We start from the raw sequence: 25939 nt of genomic DNA on the forward strand, positions 1-25939 counted from the left end.
CAAAAGTCCTTAGTCCTGTATAATGATAGACCGTAGGGCTCCTAAGACTATTAAAACACACCCAGACCTATGTGCTAATGAGTTACATCAAAGACAGAACGGAGGGCAGCTATGAAAGTATTGATTACCGGTGGTTATGGATTTATAGGCTCTACTGTGGCAGAACGATTCCACAAAGAGGGCTATGACGTGTATATTATCGACAATATGTCTTCAGGAAGCAAGAAAAATATCAATTTTAAACATAAAGGTTATGTTCTTTCCGTGGAGGACACAAAATGTGAAGAAGTGTTCCGTAGTAATCGCTTTGATGCCGTTATTCACTTGGCTGCTCAAGTTAGTGTGTCTGTCTCATTAAAAAATCCTTACCAGGATGCCCAATCTAATGTACTTGGATTGAGCAATATGCTGTCACTATCAAGCCGGTATGGTGCCCGCAAATTTATTTTTGCTTCTTCGGCTGCTGTTTATGGCTTAACTGAAGAGGTACCAATTCTTGAAACTTCACCTTTCGGACCTATTTCACCCTATGGAATGAATAAAATGGTGGGAGAAACGTACTGCTCTAATTGGAAGGAAATGTACGGGTTAGACACTTTGTGTTTCCGCTTTTCCAACGTATATGGGCCTAGGCAGGGTAATAGCGGCGAGGGTGGCGTAGTCTCCATATTTATGAAGCAAATATTGGAGAACCAAGAAATTACGGTGCATGGTGACGGCAATCAGACTCGTGACTTCATCTATGTAGAAGATATTGCTGATGCCCTATTCCGAGCTTCTTATTCCTCCCTTGATGGAGTCTACAATTTGTCCACCTGCCAAGAAAATTCTATCAATGATTTAATTCGAGAGCTCCAGCAGTTACAAGGTGATGCTGCTCTCATCAAATATGTTCCGTCCCGCGAAGGCGATATCTATCGTTCTACTTTGGATAACGGCCGGATTATGCATGCTCTGGATTGGGCTCCTAAATATACGCTGCAGTCCGGTCTTCGCAAAATGTATACCTGGGCCAGCGAGGTTAAGGAAACTAAGCCTGTTGTCAAACCTATAGAAGAAAAACCATCAATGATTCGCCAAAAGTTGAAGACCGCGCTTCCCTATGCTGAGAATCTACTTGCTTTTTCTGCTGTGTATGGACTGAATGAGATATTAGAGCGTTCGGACTATGCCGGGATGGATTTCAAGCTTGTCTATATCACGATCATCGGCATCCTCTACGGAAGTCGCCAATCCATGCTGGCTGTACTGCTGTCCATCCTTCTCTTCATTCGGCAGCAAACCGAAAACGGCCGGGATATCGTGTCTTTGTTATATGATTCGACATTGTTTTTCCAGTTAGCCCTATATCTTTTCGTGGGTTTAGTTGTCGGCTATAGCATCGAACGACGTACTAATCGCTTGAACAACGCCGAGCAGCAGCTGCAGCAGGCTTCAGACAAATATGCTTTTCTGTACGAGGTGTATGAGGAGACACGTTCAGTTAAGGACGAACTCCATCAACAGATTATTACAACGGAGGACAGCTTCGGCAAGATACATACGGTTACCAGAGAGTTAGAGAGTCTGGAGCCAGAACGAATCTTCTTGGCAGCTATCGGTGTACTAGAGAAGATTATGCAAACAGATCAGGTGACCATCTATACAGTTAACAAGACTAAAAGCTATTTGCGTCTTGCGGGCTGTTCAGCAGTAGACACTCTTGAGTTCCCGCGCTCTCTAAAGGCGGATCAACATGAATATCTTATGTCCCTGCTGTATGACAAGCAATTATATGTTAATAAGGAACTGAACCTGGAGTTCCCGCTGCTCTCTGCCCCTGTGGTCAGTAGGGGGGAAGTAGTAGCGATTGTATCCCTTCATGCTGTTGAGTTCTATCGCTTTACCCTATACTATCAGAACCTATTCAAAACAGTTGTCGAACTCATCTCTTCCTCACTGTCCCGCGCGCATACGTATATTGACGCCGCTGCCAGCCAGCGATATGTGGATCCCGAAGAAGGAAGAGTACTACAGACCGAGGCATTCATGGAGATACTGGCCAGTAAACAGGCTGCAAGCGAGCAGTTCGGTGTGAATTATGTACTGCTTCCTACAGGGCTAAAGAATGTAACCTCTGAAATAATCGAACGAATCCACGGCTCCCTGCGTGAAACCGACTATCTGGGAATGAGCGCTGATGGAGAGCTGCTAATGCTGCTCAGTAATTCGACCCAAAGCGATGTCGAGCATATCGTACGCCGCTTACGTGGCCAATCCGTCTTTCTTCATTTGGAGGAGGAGCCGAAATATGCTTAAATATTTTTATTTGATCTATGCTGCGGTCTGTGCCTGTTACTTTGGCTTTCGGTACCGTCATTCTCTACCGGAAGCAGCTGTCCGCTTCGTATTTGCTGTAGCCTTTCCGTTTGTAGGCTTTCTATTTCCTCTATTCTGGCGGCATAATGCAAACTTGAATTCACCACGGGTGGAGAAATTGGAATCTTATTTACGACAGGACGCGCAGACTGATTTATCCAAAGTATCACGTATTGTGGATGCTACCAAAGAGGTAAATATCATACCTTTAGAGGAAGCGCTGTTGGTCAACGATCTAACCACCCGTCGTCGGACCATGATTGATCTGTTGAAGCAGGATGCAACCGATTATTTGGAGGTGTTGCGCTTGGCAGTGACCAATGAAGATACGGAAACTTCTCATTATGCAGTGAGTGCGATTGTTGAGGTCAAACGCAAGCTGAACCATTCCCTGCAGGATCTCTCCGTCCAGTATGAAAGCCGCCGTGACGATGCTTCTTTTTTGGAAGCCTATGCCGAGTTGCTGAAGAATTATATGCGCAGCGGATTTTTGGACAAGGGGACGATGCAGAGACTTAAATACAACCTGGCAGAGGTGCTTGAGAATTGGATAGCAGCCGATCCAGACGCCTTTGATGTATACGGGCAGAAGGTGCAGATTGAACTTGAACTTGGAAATTATCTCGATGCCGAGCAGGTAAGCCGATTATTTCAGGATCGGTTTCCAACCCGCGAGGAACCTTATTTGGCGCTGATGAACCTGTATTTTACCACTAGGTCTCCACAGCAATTTAACCAGGCGCTGCTATCTTTGAAGCAGTCAAACGTACGGCTGTCGCATGAGGGTCTGAGATTCGTACGGTTCTGGTCGGAAGGGGCTTGAAGATTGACTTATGGATGAACAGACTATGAAATTGAATTTCCGCATTTATACTATCATCGCGGGCATCGTACTGCTTACAGCAGTCATGTATCTTACACATATACGGTATTTCCAGCAATTCAGTCATAACCGCAAGCTCGAAACGCAGATCGAAGGCTGGAAGAACGGAGCCATAGCACCTGCTGATTCCTCCGGAGCTCCATTCTGTCTAGCCTATGACAGTGAAGATCCATTCAGTGCTCAGGTCAATGAACAGACTAACAGGGTGCTGAGGGATATGAGAAAAACAGTAGGCGTAACAGATCTCCGCAAAAACAAGCTCGAGGTGTCCGGCTGTACTGCCGTGATTCTCTCCGTGCAGGATCTTTCACTTCTACGGGAACCGAGTCTGCTGACTGGCTATGCGGAGCATGGTGGGCGCATCTTTCTGACCAACCTGCCGGAACAGAATGATGCCTTTTTCCAGCTTTATCGGAAGCTCGGTATTATTAATATCGGGGGCGTAAAGGATGAGGTCGGCGTCCATTTAATTGACGAGGTGTTACTGGGTGAAGCGGGTCTGCAAATTGACGACAGTTTTATCAATAATACAGTGATGCAGGTGGAATTGGATTCCTCTGCACGTATTCATGCCACAACATTAGCAGGTACACCTCTGTTATGGAGCTTTTCCGTAGGGGAAGGAGAGGTTATGGTCTTCAATGGAACGATGCTTCAAGAGAAGATTAGCCGGGGGATTATTGCAGGCGGAGTTTCAATGCTGATGCCGGACTTTATCTATCCTATTTTTAACTCCAAGCTAATGTACATTGACGACTGGCCAGCTCCATATGGTAACTCCATTGATCCGCACATCTATGAAATTTATAAATTAAACCGGCAGGATTTTTTCAAACAGATTTGGTGGCCGGATATGCTGAAGGCCGCCACGCGTTACGGCCTGAAATATACGGCTGTAACCATCGAATCCTATGAGGATCAGGTGAAACCACCTTTTAATTCTCCCACCGATGCGGATGCACAAGGACTAATCAGCTATGGGAGAGAGATAATCAAAAGCGGCGGTGAGATTGGTCTTCATGGTTATAATCACCAGTCGCTGACCACAGATTCCAGCAAGAGCGCAGTTTTTGATTATGTTCCTTGGGGGAGTGAAGGGGATATGGCTCAATCGGTTAAGGAAGCTGTGAGCTTCGTCAAGCGGAGCTTTCCGGGATATACCATGTTCTCGTACGTACCCCCTTCTAATGTATTAAGCCCAGAGGGACGTGAAGCACTCAAGCAAGGCTGGGGCGAAATGGCCATTATTTCCTCTGTGTTTGGGGACGATGCTTCAGGTAGTTCTTATGTACAGGAATTTGAACAGGCGGAGGATGGGATTCTGGAAATGCCGCGCGTTACTTCCGGATATGGCCAAGGAGATTTTGAACGTTGGACAGCGGCTAACGTTCTAACCCTCAACGGATTTTTCTCCCACTTTGTCCATCCGGACGATGTGTTGGACAATGAACGCAGCTCAGGAAAGACCTGGGAGGAGATGTACGACTCTTATTCCGCTGTATTGTCCCATTTACAGAAATCTTACCCCTGGTTGCGTGCTAAAACTTCTATAGAAGCGGCCATTGAGATGGAGAACCTACTGTCGAGCCATGTGGAATTGCAACAAAGTGCGGAAGAAATCAAGGGTAAGGTAACCCCGTTTCATAATGAGACCTTCTTTGTTCTTCGGACCGCTAAAAAAATCGATCAAATAAAAGGCTGTGAAGCCAAAAAAATCGGTGAAGGCATCCTACTGATTACGGTGACCGAATCTAGTTTTACAATTCACTTTAGTGAGGCTTAAACTTATGAAAATTTGCATCGTGGCGGAGGGCTCTTATCCTTATATTACCGGCGGGGTCTCAAGCTGGATTCACTCACTGACTACACATCTGCCGGAGCATGAATTTATTATTCTGGCGATTGGGGCAGATGAGAAGCAACGAGGCGTGTACAAATACAATCTTCCAGCCAACATTATAGAAGTGAAAGAGATATTTCTAAATAGTTATATGAACGAGGATGCACCAAGCAGAGACCGCCTACGTCTAAGTCCTAGTGAACGGGAAGCACTGAGTTCCTTTCTTGGCGGTGGGAAACAGGTGGACTGGGGATGTCTATTTGATCTGATTCGCTCTGATCGCGTAACTACCGCGGGCCATCTACTGATGAGTCGCGAATTTTTCAAAGTACTCACTGAACGCTGCCGTGAAGATTATGCCCATGTACCATTCACTGAAATGTACTGGACTATTCGATCTATGATGCTTCCGCTGCTTCTTACGATACGCGGGGATATTCCCGAGGCGGATCTCTATCACAGCGTATCGACCGGATATGCCGGGTTATTGGGTGCACTTGGCAAGCACTTATATGGTAAGCCTACTCTCCTCACTGAGCACGGTATCTACTCTCGGGAAAGAGAAGAGGAGATTATTAAAGCCGACTGGGTTCAGGGATATTTCAAGGATTTATGGATCCAATATTTTTACCGTTTATCAGAAGCAGCTTACACCACGAGTGATGAGGTCATTACGTTATTTGGTCGCAACCGTGAGGTACAAATAGAGATCGGCTGCGATGAACGCAAAATAAAAATCATTCCTAATGGCGTAAATGTCGCCGATTACTCATCTGTCGCTGGCCCCCCTACAGAGGGTGGACCGCTCCGGATTGGGGCTATCGTCCGACTGGTTCCAATTAAGGACATCAAAACGATGATTCAGAGCTTTGCTCTGGTGAAGAAAGAACTGGCTGGTGCAGAGCTCCATATCATGGGCCCTTGGGATGAAGACGAGGGCTATTTCCGGGAATGCCGCCAGCTGATAGATACACTGCTGCTTCAGGATGTCTTTTTTACAGGGGAAGTCAACGTTCGCGAATACTTAGGTCGTCTAGATTTAGTTATTCTCTCCAGTGTCAGCGAGGGCATGCCCTTAGCCATCCTCGAAGCTATGGCTGCGGGCAAACCGTGTGTTACGACCGATGTCGGCAGCTGCCGTGACCTACTTCAGGGTCGGGAGGATAACTTCGGTCCAGCCGGGTTCATTGTCCCTGTCATGCATTACGATAAGATGGCCGACGCTGTAATTCGGCTTGGAAGCAGCAGGGAGCTTCGAGAGCAAATGGGACGCAGTGGCCTTGCCCGGGCTGAGGCGCTCTATACTCATTCGCAGTTTATCCGCAGCTATCGTGAGCTTTATCATGATTATAAGGAGGAGCAGACATGGCAGGTATCGGCTTTGAACTAAGGAAGCTTTACCGTGAGCACGGACTGCTCCATCATTTCCGGGCCTATGCGTACTCCTCTATGTCAACCATAGGCCCTATGGTGTTATGCATGGCAATGGTGGCCGGAATTCAGCAATTGATGATGTTTTCCGGTGCGGCTTACTTGGAACGTGAACTCTTTTTGTCCACTATTGTATATGCCTTCATTTTTTCTGTACTGATTACAGGCGGTGTCTCTATGGTGCTGACCCGCTTTCTGGCGGATATGCTATTCCAGAAAAGATATGAGCATGCACTCTCTTCCTATTATGGTGCCGCTGCAATATGTCTTCCGGGTGGTGCGGTAGCAGCGCTGCTCTTTCTAAAGGGAGTGGAAGCAGGCTTCACCTATAAAGCAACCGCGTTTTTCTTGTTTATGGAGCTAATTCTGATCTGGATACAGTCCGTTCACCTTACGGCGCTCAAGGATTACAAGCGAATATTTCGCAGCTTCCTGATAGGCGCCTGCACCGCGGGACTTGGAGCTTGGGCGGTCAGCGAGTTGACGACACATCAGACGGCGGCGGGTATGATCGCTGCAGTGGATGCAGGTTTTTTTCTTGTGCTGGTGCTGACGAATCGTCACTTTGAACAAGTCTTTCCGAGCAGAGATGCCCGTTTATTTTTCAGCTTTCTTTCCTATTTCCGAAAATATCCCACTCTGCTCGGCATAGGGACATTTCTGTACGCCGGTGTGTACATGCATAGCTTTGTGTACTGGTTTGGCCCTTATCATAAGTTGGTAGCCGGCCGATTCCTCATCTCTCCTTTTTACGATACACCGGTCTTCTACGCTTACCTAAGCGTCATTCCTACTTTAATCGTCTTCACGGTTGCTGTTGAAACGAACTTTTACGAGAAGTTCAGGGGTTATTACGATTTGATTCGGCAGAGCGGAACCTGGGATGAAATTTCGGAGGCCAGAGGTGAAATGCAACGGTCACTAATCAAAGAGCTGACCTTCTTAATGGAAATTCAGCTTATGTTTACGGTTATATCCCTGGCGTTAGGAATCAAAATGCTTCCCATGATTGGGTTCAGTATGGAGCAGCTAGATGTGTTTATCATTTTACTACTAGGCTATTACCTATTTATCATCACGTTTGTCATCCTGCTGCTCTTGCTGTATTACGATGACCGGAAAGGTGTTTTTATGATCAGCGGTAGTTATCTTTTGCTTAATATTGCCTTCAGCACACTCTCTATGCTGTACGGATACCACGGTTTTGGGATGCTCTTAGCGTCATTTGTGGTACTACTAGTAGCCTTAACGCGACTAAGGCGTTATGTCCGCAGTATTGATTACCATACGTTCTGTGCTCAGCCGCTCCTACCCACCCGTTCCAAACGCAAGCGTCTCCCGCTTTCAAACACCTTGTCAATGACACTGGGTCTGATCGCTGCAGCGATTGTGTTGTCTTCTTGTTCCGGTAGTTCTGCGGCTACAGCCACTACCCCGAGTGCCACACCTGTTACTGCAACGTACTCTTCAGTGACGGAAGACAAGCTATCCGAGGATAAGCGTATCTATGAACGAGACAACGACACTAACGTTGACACCTTATATCTTACTGTACTTGCTGATGAGTTAACCGAAGGTGAAACGCCTTTGGATTGGTATCAATTGAACCGGATCGTCAATCGGATGGATGAAGGGTCAATGAAAGTCATCCTGCAGGAAGGGGCAGCGGACGGCAGTGGACCGAAGCCCGGTTTCTTCGGCTATTCGTCAACGGAGGCAAACGCGAATATCTGGCTGCGGGGTAACACGGCGCGTTATGCTTCCCAGCGCTCCTACAAGATCAAGCTGTTAGATCAAGCAGGAGTATGGAATGACCAAAGTACATTGGATCTTAATAAGCACTCCTATGACCCTTCTCGTCTGCGAAACAAGCTCAGCTTCGATATATTCGAGACCATGCCGAATATGACAAGCCTACGTACTAGATTCGTACACCTGTACGTGAAGGACTTAAGCGAGGGCGGAACACAGGCTCAGGCGAAGTATGAAGACTATGGCCTGTATACCCAAATAGAGCAGCCCAATAAGAAGTTTCTCAAGAACCACTGGCTGGATCCCTACGGACAGCTCTACAAAGCTACCATGTTCGAATTTCTCCGTTATCCAGAGGACTTGAAGGCGCAGGACGACCCGACCTATGACAAGGCAAAATTCGAGACCCACCTGGAAATTAACGGGTGGGAGGATCACACCAAGCTGTTGTCCATGCTGGATGATGTGAATAATTTATCCATACCGATCAATGAAGTGATCCGTAAGCACTTCGATCTTGATAATTATCTGACTTGGCTAGCCTCCAATATTCTAATGGACAACATGGATACGAGTGCTCACAATTATCTTCTGTATTCTCCATTAAATTCTAATAGGTGGTATTTCCTTCCTTGGGATTATGACGGAGGCTGGGAGATTGCACGGAATGTGAAAAGTATTGGGCCGTATAACAGCGGCATCAGTAACTACTGGGGCGTAAAACTTCATAACCGTTTCTTTCGAAGCCAGGAGAATGTTCAGCTTCTCAAGGATAAGATAGACGAGTTGTACCGGGATTATATCAACAGCGATACCCTTACTAAGCAAATCGCCCTGTACTACCCGATTACTAAGAAGTTTTCAAACCAAAATCCTGATCGGAACTTCTTCCCTATTCCCGTCGCTGAGATATCCGAAGACGTGAAAGCGATAAGCGGGGTTCCGCTTCGCTCTCTCAAACGGTTCAAAGAAGATATAGAGAGGCCTAAACCTTTCTTTCTGGGTGACCTTCAACAAGAGGGAACATCTTCTACTTTCAACTGGGATACCTCATTCGATCTGCAGGGGGACAATCTTCAGTACGAATTCGTGTTGGCCAGAGACCCGCAATTCACAAGTATCGTAAAAAAGGTCAGCACGCCGAATACCACATTGAAGTTCGGTGATTTGAAGCCGGGTATTTATTACTGGAAGGCAACCGTTAGCGATGGCAACGGTCATTCGCAGGTAGCTTTCGATATATATTTTGACGAGGATGACCTTCCTTACTACGGTGTTAGAAAGGTTAAGGTGAACTAAGATGGAATTTAGGGGACGCCCGCTCCGGCATGAGTATAAATATTACCTGCACCCTCATGAATATTTGTCGATCCGTCAGCGCGTCTCGGCATTGCTTCCGCTTGATCCGTATTCCCAAAGCCCTGAAGGGTACGGGATCCGCAGTCTGTATTTCGACAGCCCCGTGGATTATGCATTGTACGACAAGGTTAACGGAGTGTTTTCACGGGAAAAGTTCAGGATCCGCATCTATAATGGAAGCGACCATACGATCAAACTCGAGCGCAAAAGCAAATTCGGAGACTATGTGCATAAGGAAAGTGCTCCACTGACGCGTGCGCAGTATGATGCTATCTTACAGGGGGATTATTCGGCAGTCGATGGATCAACCTCTTCCCTAATCCGGGAATTCTACTTGGCACTGGCACATAAGGGCTACCGTCCCATTACCATAGTCGACTATTTGCGGGAGGCCTATGTGTATGATCATGGAGACGTGCGGATCACGTTTGACAAAAGGCTTGTTGCCGGCGTGAACAGCATTGATCTTTTCTATCCCGGGCTTATTTTGAAGGAGACGCTGGACCCGGCACAAACAATCCTTGAAATGAAGTACAATAACTTCCTTGCTGAAGATATACGTTTTGCTGCTAGCCCGACGTTAAGTAACCGCTCCACCATTTCTAAATATGTGATTTGCCGAGAAGCGAACATGCTTCATTTCAAACGATAAGGGGACCCGCATTAGAATGAACGAGAATCTTAACTTCCAGGATTTATTTAAAAAAAGTGTCACTCATCTCGATGCCTTCCGCACGATTTCATATATCGATGTGGTGCTTGGACTCGCCGCTTCTCTGGGAATCGGGATGTTCATCTTCTTCATCTACCGCAAAACGTTTCGCGGGGTTGTGTACAGCTATAATTATAATGCCGCTTTTGTACTTATGTGCATGATTACAAGCATGGTTATAATGACGATCAGCTCTAATATTGTATTGTCCCTCGGGATGGTCGGGGCGCTCAGTATTGTACGTTTCCGTACCGCAGTCAAGGATCCCCTTGATATCGTATATATGTTCTGGGCCATTGCCGGAGGCATCGCCACAGGGGCTAAGCTTTACCCCCTTGCCCTTATCGGCTCGCTTGTAATTGGACTGACGCTCATATGGCTCTCCCGCCATAAAATTCGTGAGCAGCAATATCTGCTTATTATCCGTCATTCCGATAGCGCTACTGCATCCGTAAGGGTTCAATTGCAAAAATTGGTTTACACCTTGAAATCTAAGACCGTACGCAAAGACTATGTAGAAATGACTGTGGAGCTAAGACTACGTGATGATAACACCGCATTTGTCCATGATTTATCTGTTTTGGATGGGGTTATGGATGTTTCTCTAATTAACTACACCGGGGATTATGCACAATAAGGAAGTAAACAAATATTAAAGAAGAGGGGTGTCCCAGCAGCCATGCAAATGGTTGTGTTGGGACACCCCCTTCCCTTTGAAGTGAGATTTATGATAACTATTCAAACCGCCGGATTCAGCGCGGATTTAGTTTCACCTGTGAGCCTTTGCCGCCCGTCTGAATGCCGGAGTCCTTCATTCCTGACTCTTTCAAATCGGCCAACAGCCGTTCCAGCACGGCTTTGGCGGCGAGTCCTTCTTTGGCGCCGGATGCTTTCACGACTAGCTGTACCGGTTTGCCGGAGCGGAGATGCTTGTCCGCCTGGCGGAGCTTCGTATCGTAATCATGCTCCTCGATATGGGCAGTGAACCTAAGCTCCTTGACCTTCTCCTTGCTGCCGGCTCCCGTCGTCCGTCCTGGGCCCGACTTACCCGACTTGCCAGCTGCAGCTTCCTTCCCAGCTACCGCTTTTCCTTTGCCTTTCGGAACTAGGCTGCAGGGCGGCGGACTGCTCATCAGCGAGGTGCAGACCAAGTCTACCCCTTGGGCTCGGGCCATAGCCAGCGCCTCTTCTCTGGAGACGAAGCCGAGCTTTTCTCCTCTGAGTCCGGTCAGTGCCACCTCGGATGCCCGGATCTGCTCATTAATTAATACTGCCACGTAAACGCAACCTCCCCTTAAATATCATATACGGATGCTTCTGAACTATATTTTAATTTTTTTAATACAAAAAGGGAATCAGAAGCGTCCAATTCCCTTAGGTGTAGTCCGAAATGGCTATGTTATGTGTATCTCTTTGAAATTTCATAAGTGTGTCAATACTTTTTACTTTTGCCACGATATAACCTCCTCTATTAAAAATTATATTATGTAACTTGCCTTACCGATTCTGAGGAGAAGGAAACTATAAACCTTGACCCGAGAAAATAATTAAATTTAAGGTGAACAAAAAAATAACAAAAAGCGAAAAGGAACGAGGGAGGGAAATTTGGAACTGTAGGAGCGATAGCGACCGCCTTTGTATCCGGATTTCAACCACTAAAAATGGGTTAAATCAAAGAAATCTGGATACAACAGCGGCCGGAAGTCCAAATCTTCACGGTAGTGACGCATTAGCCTTAAGTTAATATCTTAAGTACCATCTTAATTTGACCGATTTTTCGACGCCATCTTCGGGGTTTCAATCCTTAGTCCAGATGATGTAATTGGGCCATAATTCATTAGGTTTGTCATTATAGCTGAAAGCTCGAGAGGTGTTTGCTTCATTCCGGATTGTAGCCAGTGCAGCACTACTCCCAGGTTAGCTGAAGCCATATAAGAAATCAGGAATTCCAAAGGAACTAATCGATTCTCTTCTTGGGGCTGTGCATAAGAAAGGTTCTTAAAAATACGGGTTTCCATCAGATCCTTAAATCGGTTGATATAAGATACATCCCCATGAGGTCCGAACATGACCTTGAAAAATTTTGCCTGACGTTTAACCTCCTCGAATATAAGGGTTATCTTTGGGTAGGGCTCATTTTTGTCGGCATAAACCATTAATTCCTTAGGATTAAGCTGCTGGATGGTGTTCTGAATATGCTCAAAGGCTTCTTCCTTCATTTGATCTAACATGCCAGCTACGTCCCGGTAATGCAGGTAGAAGGTGCCTCTATTAATATCCGCGCGGTTGGCGATGTCTGTAACGGTAATTCCTTCGATACTTCTCTCTTCGATTATAGAGAGGAGAGCGTCGCGCATTAATTGTTTGGTTCGAGCTTGTCTTCGATCCATTTTTTCAGACATAAGGAGCCCCTTTCAATTAAATAATTCGAGGTAGTGAACAGTTTTGCAGAGTAGTGTTGAATAGTTAACAGAATGGGGTAAAGCTGATTATTGTATTCTATATGCCTCTCATTATAATTAACACTATGGTCATTAATCAACAAATTGTTAATTAAAAATAGAGATGAGGTAGAGTGGAATGGCTCTCATAAAACAAAAGAAGCTGTGGATAGGGATAGTTGCTGTATTTGTTGTGTTAGTTGTCTTCGGGGCTGCTATGATGGGTTCGATTGTCGGGGCAAAGCCTAAAAATTTACCAGTTGCTATTGTGGTTCTAGATCAACAGGTAGGGCTGCCGACAGGTGAATCTCTAGCCGTGGGTGAGAAGATACGGGAGAAGTTACTGTCTAATAAACAGCTTCCTATTGTATGGAAGGTTGTTGGTTCAGAGGCGGAAGTAAGAGCGGGTTTGGATCATCAAGAGTATTATGGGGCATTGGTGCTACCCACAGACCTCAGCAGCGGATTGCTATCGTTGGCTAGTCCAGATCGTAAACCGGCAACAGTAAAGATTATTACGAATGAAGGTGCGAATACACAAGCCTCGTCCGCCGTAAAGCAGATGCTAGGAGCTGCAATGAAGGGTGCTAGTCTGGAGCTGTCTGCACAGTTGCTTGGACAGATTAGTCAGCAATCAGAGCAAATAACGGTAGGAGCAGCTAAAGCTTTATTATCTCCAATAATTATAGAAGAAGAGACGGTTCATGCTGTGGGTATCAATAATGCGAGTGGTAATGCACCGGGTATGCTCACTCAGATCCAATGGATTGGCAGCTTGGTGGCTGGGTTAATGCTGTTTATAATATCCAAGGGGGTAGCTGCTAAGGGAACTCGGAGATGGGGTGTTATTCTTAGTCAGCTAGGGGTTGGACTCGTCTTATTAATGGCTGTATCGGGGTTCTTGGTATGGATGGCTTCGTCATGGTACGGAATGGAGCTAACACATGCTGTAGATACCTGGTTATTCCTTTGGCTGGCTGGCTCGGCATTCTTCTTCATACAATCGTCGTTACTGAACTGGATTGGCCTCCCTACTATGGGGATTCTCGTGCTGCTTATGTTCTTCTCCATGCCAGTGCTTAATATTGCACCTGAATTCCTGTCGCAGGCGACACAGGATTGGCTATACTCATGGGTACCGTTGAAGTTTGTTGCAGTAGGACTTCGAGAGGTTATGTATTTCGGCGGATTTAAGTCGGGTAGTATGAACGTAGAGGTGTTATGGGGTATTTTAGTCTTTTTCCTTATTGTGTTGGTGGCATCCGGGGTTAAAAAAGCTAAGCCTCAGGATGTTGCTGTTACTGCTATTGCCAATCCAGTTTTATAGACAACACTGTTTAAACAAACGTTCGTGAGTAGGATAATATATAGAAAAGACACTTGAGCAGCTGCTCAAGTGTCTTTTTTCCTCACCTTAGCTATACACTCCTGAATAGCCTGCTTTACGACTTCTGGCTCCGACATCTGCGGAAAATGTCCGCTTCGGAAAGCTATGATATGTTTACCCTGAGGGTTCCGCTGCACAAAGTCTAGTTGATTGGCTTTTCTTAATTGATAGGCATGCTCTGGGAGCATTGGTGGTTTTTTGCCCCCAGATACCACAAATAAAGGGACATCCGGGAAAGGAGCAGCCTGCCCAATTTGCTCTACGGTCTTCTCTACAAAGTGAACCTCGTTCCATTGGTTATGAGGAGAGAAAGAGTCGAATTTCCGAAGGATTCGATTAATGCCCCGGATGAATCCATTTTGAGTTTCATTAATTTTTAGATCTTGCGGGTGGCTGGAATCCAGCAGTACGACTCCCGCTATATCATCTGGATATTGCCTAGCAAACAGGTTAGCATATAACCCGCCTAGAGAGTGCCCGACTAGAATATAAGGAGGATGGAGGTTTACTTCCTGGAGCAATTCTCTGAGTGAGTTCACAATTGCATTTCCATGTTGAGGAGTGGATGGCTTATCGCTGCCTCCTACACCGAATCGATTATAAGCAAATACCGTGGTCTCCTCAGCGAGTTCATGGAACACTTTGTACCAGCCTTCAATCGGACCGCTTCCTCCATTAATGAGAATAACGGCAGGTATACCCTCACCAGATTGAGAATATTCCAGATTGCCGCTTGTCGTAGACATCTTTTTCTTAGGAATAGGCTTCATTGTTCCACCTCTTCATTATTGTTTATTTATAGTTCCTGATACGATATCACCGCGGATCGGTTCCAAGCCATCCTTAAAGGTGATAGGCAGGGTAGTCAACTTATTTTCGTCCGTTCCTGATGATACTTGAAAATGAATATGAGGCTCAGAGGAGTTTCCTGAATTACCGCATAACCCGATAAGTTGGCCGGTAGTCACGGTATCCCCTGTCTTTACTTTGACTGAACCCTTTTTCAGATGAGCTATTGTGCTATATTCTCCATTGGTATGTTGAATAAGGACCATATTTCCTGCAGGTTGTTCTTCATTCATCTTGCCTACGGGCTCATTATCTAAAATGCCATCAATGGCCTCAACAACTACACCTTCTGCCGGGGCATAAATCTCTTCATTGAAAGCGAAATAACTATCATTGAGCTTTGGGTTGCCTTCGTAGGTATAGCCGTTTTTTTCTTTTAGAAAATCATAAGCATAGCGTATTTGTTCATATTCGTAGTGATAATTAACAAATCTACTTTTTCCACCCCAATAGACAAGCCATTCCCCTCCAAAAGGTAGATTAAATAGAGTCTTAGAGTAAGCGTCATCCGTCTCTGGATGGGGTTCATGAGGCAGGATTTGGATTCCGATGATGGTCCCTTTTGCATCTACAGTGGCTGTAAGCTCCTTACTCTCTGAGATATCGTTCCAAACCAAGGATTCGGCCCCATTTACCTGCATGTTCGACAGGAGCTGGAAAGAATCAATGTCCTTTGTAAATTCTTCACCCAATGAACGGAATTCCTCAAGCTTGACCATCTTCTTCAGATCTTCACTAAACTGGACGTAGAGTCGTTCATATTCACCCGCAAGAATCATGGGAGCAATGTCTTCGCCGCCAATTCTTTTCATATCACTAGTGTCTCCCTTCGGATTACCTTGATTGTTACCACTGCAGCTTGCCATAACTAGGACAATCATGAGCAGAGAGATTAGGGTACGCCCCATATGAGTTAAATTCCGCCTCTTATTGTTAAGCATTCAACAGATCCTCCTTTGCTTAATAGGTTAGATCTAGCATACTGGACTAAACTTACGACCCGTTTAATTAAAGATTACTTGTTCATAAACTATTCTTGCATGTCGGATTAAAAGTTAAGATTGCGGTAAGGTTCCGTTACTCGTGAGGTAATGCTGACATGCTACAATAAGAGGAAATTATTGATGGGGTGATGAGGCTTGAAGGATGTCAAGATACTGCTCGTTGATGATGAACGCGCCATTGTGGAAATGATGGTCACGGTGCTTCGAAAAGAGGGATTTTCTCATATCGATACAGCCTTTAACGGAGAAGCGGCGCTTGCTGCATGTGCAAATAAAAAATATGATATTGTACTGCTGGATGTTATGATGCCGGGTGCCAGCGGTCTTGATATTTGTCCATTCATTCGTCGCACTACGGATGCTCCAATCCTGTTTATAACCGCTAGAACATCGGATTTTGATACTTTATCAGGGTTTGCGGTGGGCGGAGATGACTACATTACTAAACCTTTTAACCCACTGGAAGTCGTTGCGAGGATGCGGGCACAACTGCGCAGATACCTGCAGGCTCAACCAGAAGAGCGGAGTTCTGCTCGTAGCTATGATTTTGGCCGCTTTCAACTGGATGAAGTGGAAGGAACACTGACCGTAGAAGGACACACTTCTCATTGTCCGGCACAAGTATTCCAGCTGCTTTTGTTCCTTTGTAAACATCCCAACCGGATATTCAGTAAGAGTGAGCTGTATCAACGGGTATGGGGAGAGGACCTATATAATGATGACAACACCGTTATGGTTCATGTCCATCGTGTTCGTGAGAGAATTGAGATCAATCCCTCGAAGCCCCAATACCTTGTGAATGTAAGAGGGATGGGGTATAAGCTGATCCTGCCAAAAGGGGAGAGTTAAGATGATTCGGAGGCGTTTTGCGGTAAGATTTGCATGGCAGATGGCTGTGACTGGAGTGATGTTGGCGGTGTTGGCCATCATCATTGTGATATGGATGTTAAAAAAATTTGAGGACATCGAGATTAGCCGTAATTTTGCGCCTATGGGCATATCGCGCCTTATCTCAGAAGCGGACATTGACTCCAATGGGTTGATTGTTAATTCAGTTTTGTTACAGCGGTTAAAGGAAGATGGGGGGTGGCTGCAAAGTTTGGATGAGAAAGGCAATGTCCTTCAGTCCTTCAATACGCCGAACGACTTGCCTGCCCGTTATGTCCCAGGGCAACTTATAGATTATTGGTTAGGAAATGAGCCGTTTCCTTATCGACTCGGGCTTTGGATACAAGAGAAGGACAAGCATTTATATACGATGCTTTATGGTGAACGGTCTACAAAGGTAGATTTAATGCAGCGATTAATAGCTGATGGCAAGATCATGGACGACCAGATTCAATTTTCCAACAGCACTATTGTTCAGTTAGATCAAATGGGGAGTTGGGTTCAAGTCCTTGATCGTGAGGGGGTTGAAGTAGCTTCTTGGAGGAAGCCGGGGAATACACCCTCGTCTTATACGCTGCAGGAACTGGCAATGAGAACTCATAATCAAGCCCTTGATGGATTAGGGATGGATACCCAATATGACCCTATAACCGGGCTGACTTGGGCTGTACAATACCCGATGGACATTACTAAGAATCAAGCCGCACGAATCCCAATGCTTAATTCAGAGTCGGGTGTAATGATTTTCGGGATCGGTGCTTTCCTGCTGTCGGCTTTTGTACTCTTTATCCTGCTGTCCCTTTGGTATGCCAATCGATTTGGATCGCCGGTCCTTTATATTCTCAATTGGATTCAGAGGTTGGGGAAGGGGGATTACAGTGAGCATGTGCGCGCGAACAACGAAAGACGTAATCGAAAAGGAGATTGGAAGCGCGGATACCGTATCTTTGGTGAAGTGATGGATTCGATCGATTCTCTGGCTATCGAGCTCCGTACAGCGAAGGATGCTGAAGAGCAAACTCAGAGAAATCGAGAAGAGTGGATCGCAGGGGTTACGCATGATATGAAGACGCCGCTTTCTTCTATTCAGGGATATGCGCATATGCTGGAGGCGGAGAAATATAGCTGGTCTGAGGAGGAAGTACGCCAATTTGCCTCAACGATATTGGAGAAAACGGTCTATATGAATAAACTCATCAACGATCTTACTTTGACTTACAGACTAAGAAACGGGGTAATCCCTGTTACCTTTGAGGAGTTGGACATCTGTGTCCTATTATCCGAATCTGTAGTACTGGCCACTTCACACCTACAATACGAGGGGAGTCAGATTCGTTGTATAACACCATCCACTTCCATTATGGCAGCCGTATATCCTCCATGGTTCGAACGCGTAGTTGACAATATCATAGCTAATGCGATTTTTCATAACTCTTCAGGTACGGGGATGATTATTGAATTGATCGAAATGCCAGAGAAAGGTTGGCGCATAGACTTCAGAGATGACGGTCAAGGAATGGATCCACAGACCATTGCACGCTTATTTGACCGTTATTATCGGGGAACAAATACGGATAGCTCCATAGAAGGCAGTGGTCTCGGAATGGTTATAACTAAGGAATTGGTCCAAGCGATGGGTGGGCGAATTGCCGTGAGCTCGCAAGTAGGTGAAGGGACGGTAATAAGTACTATCTATACTGGCGCATAAAATTAATTGAATATAGTGAAGCGAAGTAAAGATTGACATGGAATTATTTTGCTGCGGAGGCACGAATAGTGTTACCTATAAGGCAGACACTGTTTTAGCTGTTCAGGAAGGTAATCTTGCGATTTGCCGGGAGGAATAGATGCGGTGGGTGTCATAAACACTTAGATGTACTTTGTACAATTAAAATCGGGTGTTTTGAGCGAAAAGGTGGTTTAGTTGCACTATCTGCAGTTATATTTCTACAAGATGGAGATATAGGTCTTTAAGATAGTTTTTAGCTGCAGAAAGTGCAATTAAAGTTCATCCTAAGCGGATTTCAAGGTAAATAAGTGTATAAAGTACAATTAAACTAACATCTTATCTTAAACAACTAATTAATTAAGTCGTATTCAGAAAAGAGAGGCTGTCCCAGCAGCCATTTGCATGGCTTTAGGACAGCCTCTTAATTTTGCTCTCTAACTAATGAGCATATCATAATTACTAGTGACTCGGTTTTAAGGTTTCTGCCTCGTTTCCTTTATTACGGGGGCGAAGTAGTCCCCCGACAAGACGAAGCACTTGTTTATGCGATAACAAACGGGAAACTTGGGCAGTCATATAGTTTTGGAAGCCAGGCACGACATAAGGCTGTCCCTTTTCCAATGCTTTCAGTGCTGTCTTCACGACATGTTCAGGAGTGCTCCTCTTACCAACAGAGGCTTCATCGGATCCCACGACGTTGAAAAATTCGGTTTGTGTTGAACCGGGGCATAGTGCGAGGAATTGTACACCACGTGTTCTATTCTCCTCCCATAACGCCTGTGTAAATGACAATACAAAAGCTTTTGAGGCACCGTATACGGCCATGTATGGATCGGGTTGGAAGCCCGCAGTGGAAGAAACGTTGATAACCGCTCCACTACCCTTTTCCAACAAACCTGGTAAAAATAGATGCGTAATATCCACAACAGACATTATATTTAACATCACTTCTTCATGCTGCCGTTCGCCAGACAACTGCTCAAAAAATCCGTGAGTCCCGAAACCGGCATTGTTGATGACCATATCCACGCTCAATCGACGTTGTTGACATTCCTCGTACAACTTCAAAGGTGCGCCTTCTTTGGATAAGTCGTTGACGATAACCTCTACCTGAATGCCAAGCTCCATTCTTAGCTGCTTAGCCAAAGCCTCAAGCTTGTTTTCTGAGCGGGCAACTAAAATCAAATGGTTTCCCCTTACGGCAAGCTCTCGAGCAAATACCTCACCAATACCTGAAGAAGCCCCTGTAATCAATATCCACTTATCTCGTAATCTTATCATTGTTAACCTCCTTGGAATCTATGTTTTTATACGGTAACAACGTTACCCAGTGGATACATTGTATTACCGGAGGTATTTTATGTCAACATTCAGATTAATATTTCTGCAAATTGACTCTTCTGAATGCACACAGTACAATAACCAAACAGGGTCGGAAACGTTGTTTCCGTAAGAAAACATTAGAATCAGGTGAGTGAAATTCGAATAATTAAAACTTATGTGGAAGCAAGACTTCAAAATAACGAAAATTTAAAGCAAAGCGTTGTTGAGGCCGCAGCCAATATTCTGCAAGAACATGGGCCGGAGGCGGTGACCGTTCGTCGCGTCGCTGACACCATGGCCTGCTCCACCAAGATTATCTACAGCTTGTTCGGCAGCAAGGATGGGCTGGCTAAATACCTTTATTTAGAGGGTTGTAAGCTATTGGCAGAAACCTTTGAAGCTGTTCCGAAGCAAGAGAATCTCGAACAATACTTCAGGGATCTCGGCAATGCTTATTGGAGCTTCGGACTGAACTACTCAAGCTATTACAGAATGATGTTTGGAGGAGCCATTAGCTTCAAACAGGACGAAGAAAGTTTACAAGGGAGCGTAACTGCTTTACAACAAGTTATGAATGTTCTAGAGGAAGCATCGAAGCAGGAACTTATTAAGGTTGAGGACCTGACGCTTACTACTTTAAAAATCTGGGCTTCTCTGCATGGAGTGATTCACCTTCATCTAGGGGGGCATTTTAAGCCTAATGAGGAATCGGCGAGAGTTGTGTATGATCAGGTGCTGTCAGATTTAATACGAATTCTTTTTGTCGGAAGGTGAGTATGTGAATATTGAGTTTTTAAAGGGTTTTGTGGAGACGGTTCGAACAAAAAGCATAGCAAAAGCCAGTGAGAATTTACATATATCGCATACTGCACTCAGCAAACAGTTGAGAAGTTTGGAAAAACACTTTGATGTCCAGCTTTTTATCCGTTCCTCTCAGGGAGTGGAGCTCACTGAAGCGGGGAAGGTATTATACGATTCCTCCACGATATTATTCGATCAATTGGCTTCCATAAAGAATCAGCTTGAACCCTATAAAGTGTGGCATCGTATTCGAATGGCTGCAGTTCCGGATATCGCTGCTCGTTATTTGATGCCCGCTTTGCCTAAATTACAAGAACAGGGCCATGAAGTCGAGTTGTTATACCGACAGTCAACGAAGGAAGTTTACAAGCTGCTGCTTAATGGTGAGGTGGATCTAATCGTTGCTGAACGGATTTCCATGCATCCTTCCATTTGGATAGAGGATCTGAATCAGGAGCCTTTGTATGTCGTAATGTCGAAAGAAAATCCGTTATCTGGGCAGCCCATGGTTACATTGACGGAACTAAGCAATCAACCGCTAGTTCTTTATACCGAGGGGTGTACCATTCGCGCCAAATTGACGGAGTTGTTCGCGACAATGGAGCGGCCTATGCACATAAAAACCGAGGTAGACTTCAGTGAAGTCATCCTCGGTTATGTGGGGAACGGTGATGGAGTTACGGTATTGCCGGAAGCGTCCATCATTCCATTTTCAGACCGGTTAGTTTTTGTTCCATTACATCATCCAGAGGCCCAAAGAACGATTTCTATATTTAGCAGGAACCGCACGAAAGGTCAGAAGATTCGACGATTTATAAGTTAGCTTATCGGTAACGTGTCCTTGATACCAAACAATTGGAGAGAAATATAGGGATACGTATTGTAGCGAACAGCAAGCTCTAATTCAAGTAGAGTGAAACGTTCAATGGTTCGATTATTAACCAGCTTGCCCGCATGAATGAACCGGAATGGGAGAGGTTTAAAGTGCTCCAAAAATTGCTGGACGGCAACTTCATCATCCCCGGTAACAAGTACATCGCTGATTTGATCTTGAAATACAGGTTCCTCAACCACTTTGAAGAAAGTGTTTTTAAAAGCCCCTAATACTGTGGAGTCTGGCAATAGGGCCTGAATATTCTCAGCAGATGATTCCCCCCAAGGGGTAGTGAAATCACTGTAATCATTGTTAAAAGGATTCGAAATATCAACCACAATCTTACCTTTAAGCTGCTCTTTATAAGCGAGTGCCCACTCCACTAATATAGGAACATGAAATGCTGGGATGATGAGATCTGCCTGAAGTGCATCTTCATAGCTGCATGTCATTATGTTACCGAGTTGAAATTCCTTTGCCAATCGGGCAGCCTCGCCGGGATTTCGTGAACCCCACAAGATTTGACCCTCAGAATGGGTAGCTAGTTGTTTGACCAAAGCTTTGCCCATGTTGCCCGTTCCCATAACACTGATATTCATGACACTCACTCCTTCTTTTGTTTGAATTGAGCTTAGCTTAACAAGAGAAAGGAGTTTGCAGAAGTTCCCAAATATCGTAGCCATGCAACTTATGGTTTCATCTAAAGAGGATAAAAAAGGCGATGAGCTCCCCATGCCCTTTTAGTTTTAGCTCGGACCTCAGCGTGTTAAATTTTCTGGCACCTCATATTCAAACCCCTAGCGGATTCATTGCGTATGTTCCCGCGTTATGATATGGATCGCTTCATTACATGAAGTCGAAAAAGTAACGGATCACGTGGAAAAAGACCGGTGAAGTATAGGTCAGACTATCGACCCGGCTTAAGTAGCTTTTTTTCAAAGCCTCGAACTTATCGTCATCGCCGATTAATAAATCCCGTTTCAATACGGAAACCGTTAAACTGCCGAAGAAACCGCTTAAGCTGATTAGCATGCCGGACACGATCCCAAAAGTTAGATCAAGAGGGGTTAAATACGGGTAGATTAGAAAAGAACTCCCTGTCGTTATTACAAACGCGCACGCAAAACCCTCCCAAGTTAAATAAGGGTTGGCTGTCGGGACTACCTTCCGCTTGCCGAAATACATGGATACCAAATGGTGTGCGACGTCATTTAACTGTGTCAACACCACTAGAAAAAGCACAAGGCCCGCTCCATACTGTGGCGTAGCAAATTGGAAATAGGCCAGATGACTAAGCCCGAAAACCATTAGCATAAGCCCCCATTGAGCCCGACTGACACTGCGTAGAAAACCCACCGTTCCTTTATTAATCAGGCGAGGAATCGGTAGGAGCAAGAAGATATAGACCGGGATAAATACGATAAACATCCCGTACCACTCGATATAAATCCAATAAAATTGTGCGGGAATAGATAAGTACGCCCACAGAAAAAGTCTGCGGTCGGCTTTTTTAGATTTGATCATGGAGAAATATTCTCTCAGTGCAAAGAAGGTGAGTGCCATTAGGGACAGCAGGGAAACGATGGGGTTGAAAAGGGTTGCCAGACAAAAGATGAAGAGCATGCCCCACCAGGTTTTAATGCGAACTCCAATGGCCGCATAGTCTTTGTTGGGCTGTAATTTGCCTACTACATAGTAAACCAATTGGATGGCCGATAAGGCTGAGAATATAAGGATCAACGTAAATAATGAGCTGTTCATTTCCAATCACCAACTTATCGCGAGGTAGGATTCCATTAAAGGGATCATATGATAAAATATATAAAAGTATCAGTTCCACATAATACTTAATCCCTATATTTTTGTAGAAACGGAAACGATCCTAAGAGGATGTTAAGCCGTTTCTTCTTATTATGAAGGAATAGTCCAAACTTGATAAGGGGAAATTTTGTAAATGTCTGAGGATCGATCGGTCTTTATCTTGCTTACGAATACTGGAACGCTTTTCACGAAAATAATCCAGGGATATACAAAAGCGCCTTATAATCACGCTTCTATTTCTTTTGATCGGGAGCTTTCGGAACTGTACAGCTTCGGGAGAAAGCAACCCAACAACCCTCTGAACGGCGGATTCGTGAAAGAAGATATCAAGACAGGCACTTATAGCAAGTATCCCAATACGACTTGCGTCATCTATGAACTTCAAGTATCCGACCGTGAAGTGGAGAAAATGAAGCGGGTGCTGCAGATCTTTGTGCGAAGCCACCAAAAATATCTCTATAATATACTGGGTGTAATTGGCATTGCACTAAAAGAACCGGTTGAATTCAGTAACTCCTATTTTTGCTCGCAATTCGTTGCGGAGATTTTGGACCGCTCAGGCATCAAGCTGTGGAAAAAGCTGCCGGCGCTGGTTACCCCGGATGATTTTCGGCAAAATGAACGTCTCTACTTGATCTACGAAGGTAAATTAAGTGAATATGTCCTTTAGGATTATATAGGAGTGGAATGGATGAAGCGTGTCACGATATTGATAGCGGATGATGAGGCGGAGATCGCTGACTTAGTCGCCTTGCATTTGCAAAAAGAAGGGTATCATATTATTAAAGTCTCCGATGGGAAAGCCGCTATTCAGGCGATTCAGTCACAATCAATAGATTTGGCCATTTTAGATATTATGATGCCTGAGATGGATGGTTATGAAGTGACCCGTCAAATTCGGGAGCAGTACCATCTGCCAATCATTTTTTTGAGTGCCAAAATCTCTGATCTCGATAAGATCACAGGGCTGGTAATGGGGGCGGACGACTATATGACGAAACCGTTCAATCCTATGGAATTGGTGGCTCGAGTGAATTCTCATCTCCGCCGTTCTTTGCACTTCAACCAACCCGTGGCAGTGAATAAAACGGTAATCGAAGTCAGTGGACTAACCATTTCACTGGATCAGCATACCGTTACCCTTTATGGCGAAGCTGTCCAGTTAACGCCGAAGGAATTTGATATTCTCTATTTATTAGCCAGCCACCCGAAGCAGGTTTTTAGCGCGGAAAGTATTTTTCAGCAGGTGTGGGGCGAGGCCTACTATGAAAGCGGTAATACGGTTATGGTACACATCCGAACCCTGCGGAAGAAGCTTGGAGAAGATATGAACAAGAATAAATTTATCAAAACCATCTGGGGTGTGGGGTATACGTTCAATGAATAAAGGAATCCAAAGCTTTAGGACCAAAATGATTCTGCTGCTGGGGTTAAGTATGCTTTTGTCCGGCGCTATTACTTACGGGGTTTATAGACTCCTTCAGCTCTATTATTCCGGTGTGCGCCGGGAAGATCCTGTGGCCCAGTATCGTCATATCATGAGTAACATTGGGGATATCTACTTTTTTCTGCTTCTCTTTATTCCGCTGGCTATTCTTTTCTTCTACTGGTTTACCAAACCGTATGCTACTTATTTCAATGAAATCTCCAAGGGAATCCATCATCTGGCTAGTGGTGAGTTTAAGAATCGGGTTCATATTTCCTCTAGAGATGAGTTCAAAGTCATTGCAGAAGATCTAAATCTGGCGAGTGAAAAGCTGCAGGAAGCGGTAGAACGAGGGGATTTTGCAGAGAATAGCAAGGATCAGTTGGTTGTGAATTTGGCGCATGATTTACGCACACCTCTTACCTCAGTATTGGGCTATTTGGATTTGATTCTTAAGGATAATCAGTTGACAGATGATCAAATTAAGCATTTTACTTCCATTGCCTTTACGAAGTCGAAGCGTCTGGAGAAACTAATTGATGGATTGTTTGATATCACTAGAATGAACTATGGTATGCTGCCAGTTGAGAAGAAGCGAATAGACATCGGTGAGCTATTGATGCAGCTGAATGAGGAATTATATCCTGTTTTCGAAAAAAGCCACCTGCTCTCTAGAGTAAATATTACGCCAAACTTGTACATTGCGGGTGATGGAGAACTGTTGGCCCGTGTATTTGAGAATCTATTGACCAATGCCGCCCGTTACGGGAAGGATGGACTGTATGTAGATATCAATAGCCGTCTTATTTCTGGGCAGGTGGTGATTGAGGTCATCAACTACGGGGGATTCATCGATCCAGACGATCTGCCGCATATCTTCGATATGTACTATACAAGTGACCGGGCAAGAACGCATCCGGGGGGCGGCACTGGTCTAGGCCTATTTATTGCCAGGAATATTGTGGAACAGCATGAGGGAACGATTTCGGTGGAGAGTAACGCGGTGCGAACCTTATTTCAGGTTCAACTCCCACAGGTGTAAATTAAATAAGAGGGGGCTT

General features: G+C 45.1%; 22 protein-coding genes. 15 read left to right on the forward strand and 7 right to left on the reverse strand.

The features are described from left to right. The first annotated feature begins 111 nt into the window (after positions 1–111). Genes PWYN_RS12380 through PWYN_RS12415 form a run of 7 tightly spaced genes read left to right on the forward strand, consistent with a single transcriptional unit; the run spans position 112 to position 10972 of the window. Positions 112–2298 carry an NAD-dependent epimerase/dehydratase family protein gene (locus PWYN_RS12380; RefSeq protein ID WP_036652031.1) on the forward strand — a complete coding sequence of 729 codons (2187 nt, stop codon included), beginning with the start codon at positions 112–114 and terminating at the stop codon, positions 2296–2298. Beyond that, positions 2291–3181, forward strand: a complete 891-nt coding sequence (locus PWYN_RS12385) for a tetratricopeptide repeat protein (protein WP_036652035.1) — start codon at positions 2291–2293, stop codon at positions 3179–3181. The genes PWYN_RS12380 and PWYN_RS12385 overlap by 8 nt, the downstream gene beginning before the upstream one ends. A 25-nt stretch (positions 3182–3206) precedes the next feature. Next, a complete protein-coding gene (locus PWYN_RS12390) occupies positions 3207–5024 on the forward strand; it encodes a DUF2194 domain-containing protein (protein ID WP_169744108.1) in 1818 nt (605 codons plus the stop codon). 4 nt (positions 5025–5028) lie between these two features. Further along, positions 5029–6471: a GT4 family glycosyltransferase PelF gene (pelF, locus tag PWYN_RS12395; protein WP_052087915.1), complete on the forward strand. Its 1443-nt coding sequence runs from the start codon at positions 5029–5031 to the stop codon at positions 6469–6471. Beyond that, a complete protein-coding gene (gene pelG / locus PWYN_RS28050) occupies positions 6447–9563 on the forward strand; it encodes an exopolysaccharide Pel transporter PelG (protein ID WP_084146696.1) in 3117 nt (1038 codons plus the stop codon). The genes pelF and pelG overlap by 25 nt, the downstream gene beginning before the upstream one ends. 1 nt (position 9564) lies before the next feature. Continuing rightward, a complete protein-coding gene (locus PWYN_RS12410; RefSeq protein WP_036652039.1) occupies positions 9565–10275 on the forward strand; it encodes a polyphosphate polymerase domain-containing protein in 711 nt (236 codons plus the stop codon). Between the two features lie 16 nt (positions 10276–10291). Then, the gene (locus tag PWYN_RS12415) at positions 10292–10972 is read left to right on the forward strand and encodes a DUF4956 domain-containing protein (protein ID WP_036652041.1); all 681 of its coding nucleotides are present in this window, start codon (positions 10292–10294) and stop codon (positions 10970–10972) included. Positions 10973–11087: 115 nt separating this feature from the next. Here the strand turns inward: PWYN_RS12415 and infC are convergent, their stop codons facing one another. Beyond that, complete coding sequence (infC, locus tag PWYN_RS12420) at positions 11088–11612, reverse strand: translation initiation factor IF-3 (protein WP_036652045.1); 525 nt, start codon at positions 11610–11612, stop codon at positions 11088–11090. A gap of 483 nt (positions 11613–12095) precedes the next feature. Continuing rightward, on the reverse strand, positions 12096–12737 hold the full coding sequence (locus PWYN_RS12425; protein ID WP_036652047.1) for a TetR/AcrR family transcriptional regulator: 642 nt from the start codon (positions 12735–12737) through the stop codon (positions 12096–12098). Between the two features lie 178 nt (positions 12738–12915). On the opposite strand from PWYN_RS12425, the gene PWYN_RS12430 reads away from it, so the two are divergent. Then, positions 12916–14103, forward strand: a complete 1188-nt coding sequence (locus PWYN_RS12430; RefSeq protein WP_036652050.1) for a YhgE/Pip domain-containing protein — start codon at positions 12916–12918, stop codon at positions 14101–14103. A gap of 65 nt (positions 14104–14168) precedes the next feature. On the opposite strand, the gene PWYN_RS12435 is transcribed toward PWYN_RS12430, so the two are convergent. Continuing rightward, complete coding sequence (locus PWYN_RS12435) at positions 14169–14933, reverse strand: alpha/beta fold hydrolase (RefSeq protein WP_036652053.1); 765 nt, start codon at positions 14931–14933, stop codon at positions 14169–14171. A 15-nt stretch (positions 14934–14948) separates the two neighbouring features. Further along, entirely contained in the window at positions 14949–15953 is a 1005-nt protein-coding gene (locus tag PWYN_RS12440) for a M23 family metallopeptidase (protein WP_052087917.1), read from the reverse strand. 198 nt (positions 15954–16151) lie between these two features. Between PWYN_RS12440 and PWYN_RS12445 the strand changes: the two genes are divergently transcribed. Together PWYN_RS12445 and PWYN_RS12450 are read left to right on the forward strand one after the other, a co-directional pair. After that, complete coding sequence (locus tag PWYN_RS12445; protein WP_036652056.1) at positions 16152–16865, forward strand: response regulator transcription factor; 714 nt, start codon at positions 16152–16154, stop codon at positions 16863–16865. 1 nt (position 16866) lies between these two features. After that, positions 16867–18612, forward strand: coding sequence for a sensor histidine kinase (locus PWYN_RS12450; protein ID WP_036652059.1), 1746 nt, complete (start codon positions 16867–16869; stop codon positions 18610–18612). 480 nt (positions 18613–19092) lie between these two features. Here the strand turns inward: PWYN_RS12450 and PWYN_RS12455 are convergent, their stop codons facing one another. Continuing rightward, positions 19093–19914 (reverse strand): SDR family NAD(P)-dependent oxidoreductase, encoded by an 822-nt coding sequence (locus tag PWYN_RS12455; protein ID WP_036652062.1) that lies wholly within the window; start codon positions 19912–19914, stop codon positions 19093–19095. A gap of 189 nt (positions 19915–20103) precedes the next feature. Here PWYN_RS12455 and PWYN_RS12460 point away from each other — a divergent pair, with 189 nt between their 5' ends. Together PWYN_RS12460 and PWYN_RS12465 are read left to right on the forward strand one after the other, a co-directional pair. Further along, positions 20104–20730: a TetR/AcrR family transcriptional regulator gene (locus tag PWYN_RS12460; protein WP_036652065.1), complete on the forward strand. Its 627-nt coding sequence runs from the start codon at positions 20104–20106 to the stop codon at positions 20728–20730. A 4-nt stretch (positions 20731–20734) separates the two neighbouring features. Next, positions 20735–21580 carry a LysR family transcriptional regulator gene (locus tag PWYN_RS12465; RefSeq protein WP_036652066.1) on the forward strand — a complete coding sequence of 282 codons (846 nt, stop codon included), beginning with the start codon at positions 20735–20737 and terminating at the stop codon, positions 21578–21580. Here PWYN_RS12465 and PWYN_RS12470 read toward each other — a convergent pair. Next, on the reverse strand, positions 21577–22230 hold the full coding sequence (locus PWYN_RS12470; RefSeq protein WP_036652070.1) for an NADPH-dependent F420 reductase: 654 nt from the start codon (positions 22228–22230) through the stop codon (positions 21577–21579). The two genes, PWYN_RS12465 and PWYN_RS12470, sit on opposite strands and share 4 nt — an antisense overlap. Before the next feature lie 247 nt (positions 22231–22477). After that, entirely contained in the window at positions 22478–23392 is a 915-nt protein-coding gene (locus tag PWYN_RS12475; RefSeq protein WP_036652072.1) for a phosphatidate cytidylyltransferase, read from the reverse strand. A gap of 193 nt (positions 23393–23585) precedes the next feature. Between PWYN_RS12475 and PWYN_RS12480 the strand changes: the two genes are divergently transcribed. Genes PWYN_RS12480 through PWYN_RS12490 form a run of 3 tightly spaced genes read left to right on the forward strand, consistent with a single transcriptional unit; the run spans position 23586 to position 25920 of the window. Continuing rightward, positions 23586–24122, forward strand: a complete 537-nt coding sequence (locus PWYN_RS12480; RefSeq protein ID WP_036652076.1) for a hypothetical protein — start codon at positions 23586–23588, stop codon at positions 24120–24122. 21 nt (positions 24123–24143) lie between these two features. Continuing rightward, positions 24144–24839 carry a response regulator transcription factor gene (locus PWYN_RS12485; protein ID WP_036652080.1) on the forward strand — a complete coding sequence of 232 codons (696 nt, stop codon included), beginning with the start codon at positions 24144–24146 and terminating at the stop codon, positions 24837–24839. Next, the gene (locus PWYN_RS12490) at positions 24832–25920 is read left to right on the forward strand and encodes a HAMP domain-containing sensor histidine kinase (protein WP_036652082.1); all 1089 of its coding nucleotides are present in this window, start codon (positions 24832–24834) and stop codon (positions 25918–25920) included. Before PWYN_RS12485 ends, PWYN_RS12490 begins: the two co-directional genes overlap by 8 nt. Positions 25921–25939 lie beyond the last annotated feature (19 nt).

It is taken from the genome of Paenibacillus wynnii, from assembly GCF_000757885.1.
Classification (GTDB): domain Bacteria; phylum Bacillota; class Bacilli; order Paenibacillales; family Paenibacillaceae; genus Paenibacillus_AQ; species Paenibacillus_AQ wynnii.

Bases quoted from the DNA above. Each gene is read 5' to 3' on its own strand.
- PWYN_RS12415 (WP_036652041.1), top strand. From the start codon at position 10,292: ATGAACGAGAATCTTAACTTCCAGGATTTATTTAAAAAAAGTGTCACT.
- PWYN_RS12425 (WP_036652047.1), bottom strand. From the start codon at position 12,737: ATGTCTGAAAAAATGGATCGAAGACAAGCTCGAACCAAACAATTAATG.
- PWYN_RS12490 (WP_036652082.1), top strand. From the start codon at position 24,832: ATGAATAAAGGAATCCAAAGCTTTAGGACCAAAATGATTCTGCTGCTG.
- PWYN_RS12390 (WP_169744108.1), top strand. From the start codon at position 3,207: ATGAAATTGAATTTCCGCATTTATACTATCATCGCGGGCATCGTACTG.
- PWYN_RS12440 (WP_052087917.1), bottom strand. From the start codon at position 15,953: ATGCTTAACAATAAGAGGCGGAATTTAACTCATATGGGGCGTACCCTA.
- pelG (WP_084146696.1), top strand. From the start codon at position 6,447: ATGGCAGGTATCGGCTTTGAACTAAGGAAGCTTTACCGTGAGCACGGA.
- PWYN_RS12410 (WP_036652039.1), top strand. From the start codon at position 9,565: ATGGAATTTAGGGGACGCCCGCTCCGGCATGAGTATAAATATTACCTG.
- pelF (WP_052087915.1), top strand. From the start codon at position 5,029: ATGAAAATTTGCATCGTGGCGGAGGGCTCTTATCCTTATATTACCGGC.
- PWYN_RS12435 (WP_036652053.1), bottom strand. From the start codon at position 14,933: ATGAAGCCTATTCCTAAGAAAAAGATGTCTACGACAAGCGGCAATCTG.
- PWYN_RS12455 (WP_036652062.1), bottom strand. From the start codon at position 19,914: ATGATAAGATTACGAGATAAGTGGATATTGATTACAGGGGCTTCTTCA.
- PWYN_RS12385 (WP_036652035.1), top strand. From the start codon at position 2,291: ATGCTTAAATATTTTTATTTGATCTATGCTGCGGTCTGTGCCTGTTAC.
- PWYN_RS12485 (WP_036652080.1), top strand. From the start codon at position 24,144: ATGAAGCGTGTCACGATATTGATAGCGGATGATGAGGCGGAGATCGCT.
- PWYN_RS12480 (WP_036652076.1), top strand. From the start codon at position 23,586: ATGTCTGAGGATCGATCGGTCTTTATCTTGCTTACGAATACTGGAACG.
- PWYN_RS12380 (WP_036652031.1), top strand. From the start codon at position 112: ATGAAAGTATTGATTACCGGTGGTTATGGATTTATAGGCTCTACTGTG.
- PWYN_RS12475 (WP_036652072.1), bottom strand. From the start codon at position 23,392: ATGAACAGCTCATTATTTACGTTGATCCTTATATTCTCAGCCTTATCG.
- PWYN_RS12470 (WP_036652070.1), bottom strand. From the start codon at position 22,230: ATGAATATCAGTGTTATGGGAACGGGCAACATGGGCAAAGCTTTGGTC.
- PWYN_RS12450 (WP_036652059.1), top strand. From the start codon at position 16,867: ATGATTCGGAGGCGTTTTGCGGTAAGATTTGCATGGCAGATGGCTGTG.
- PWYN_RS12430 (WP_036652050.1), top strand. From the start codon at position 12,916: ATGGCTCTCATAAAACAAAAGAAGCTGTGGATAGGGATAGTTGCTGTA.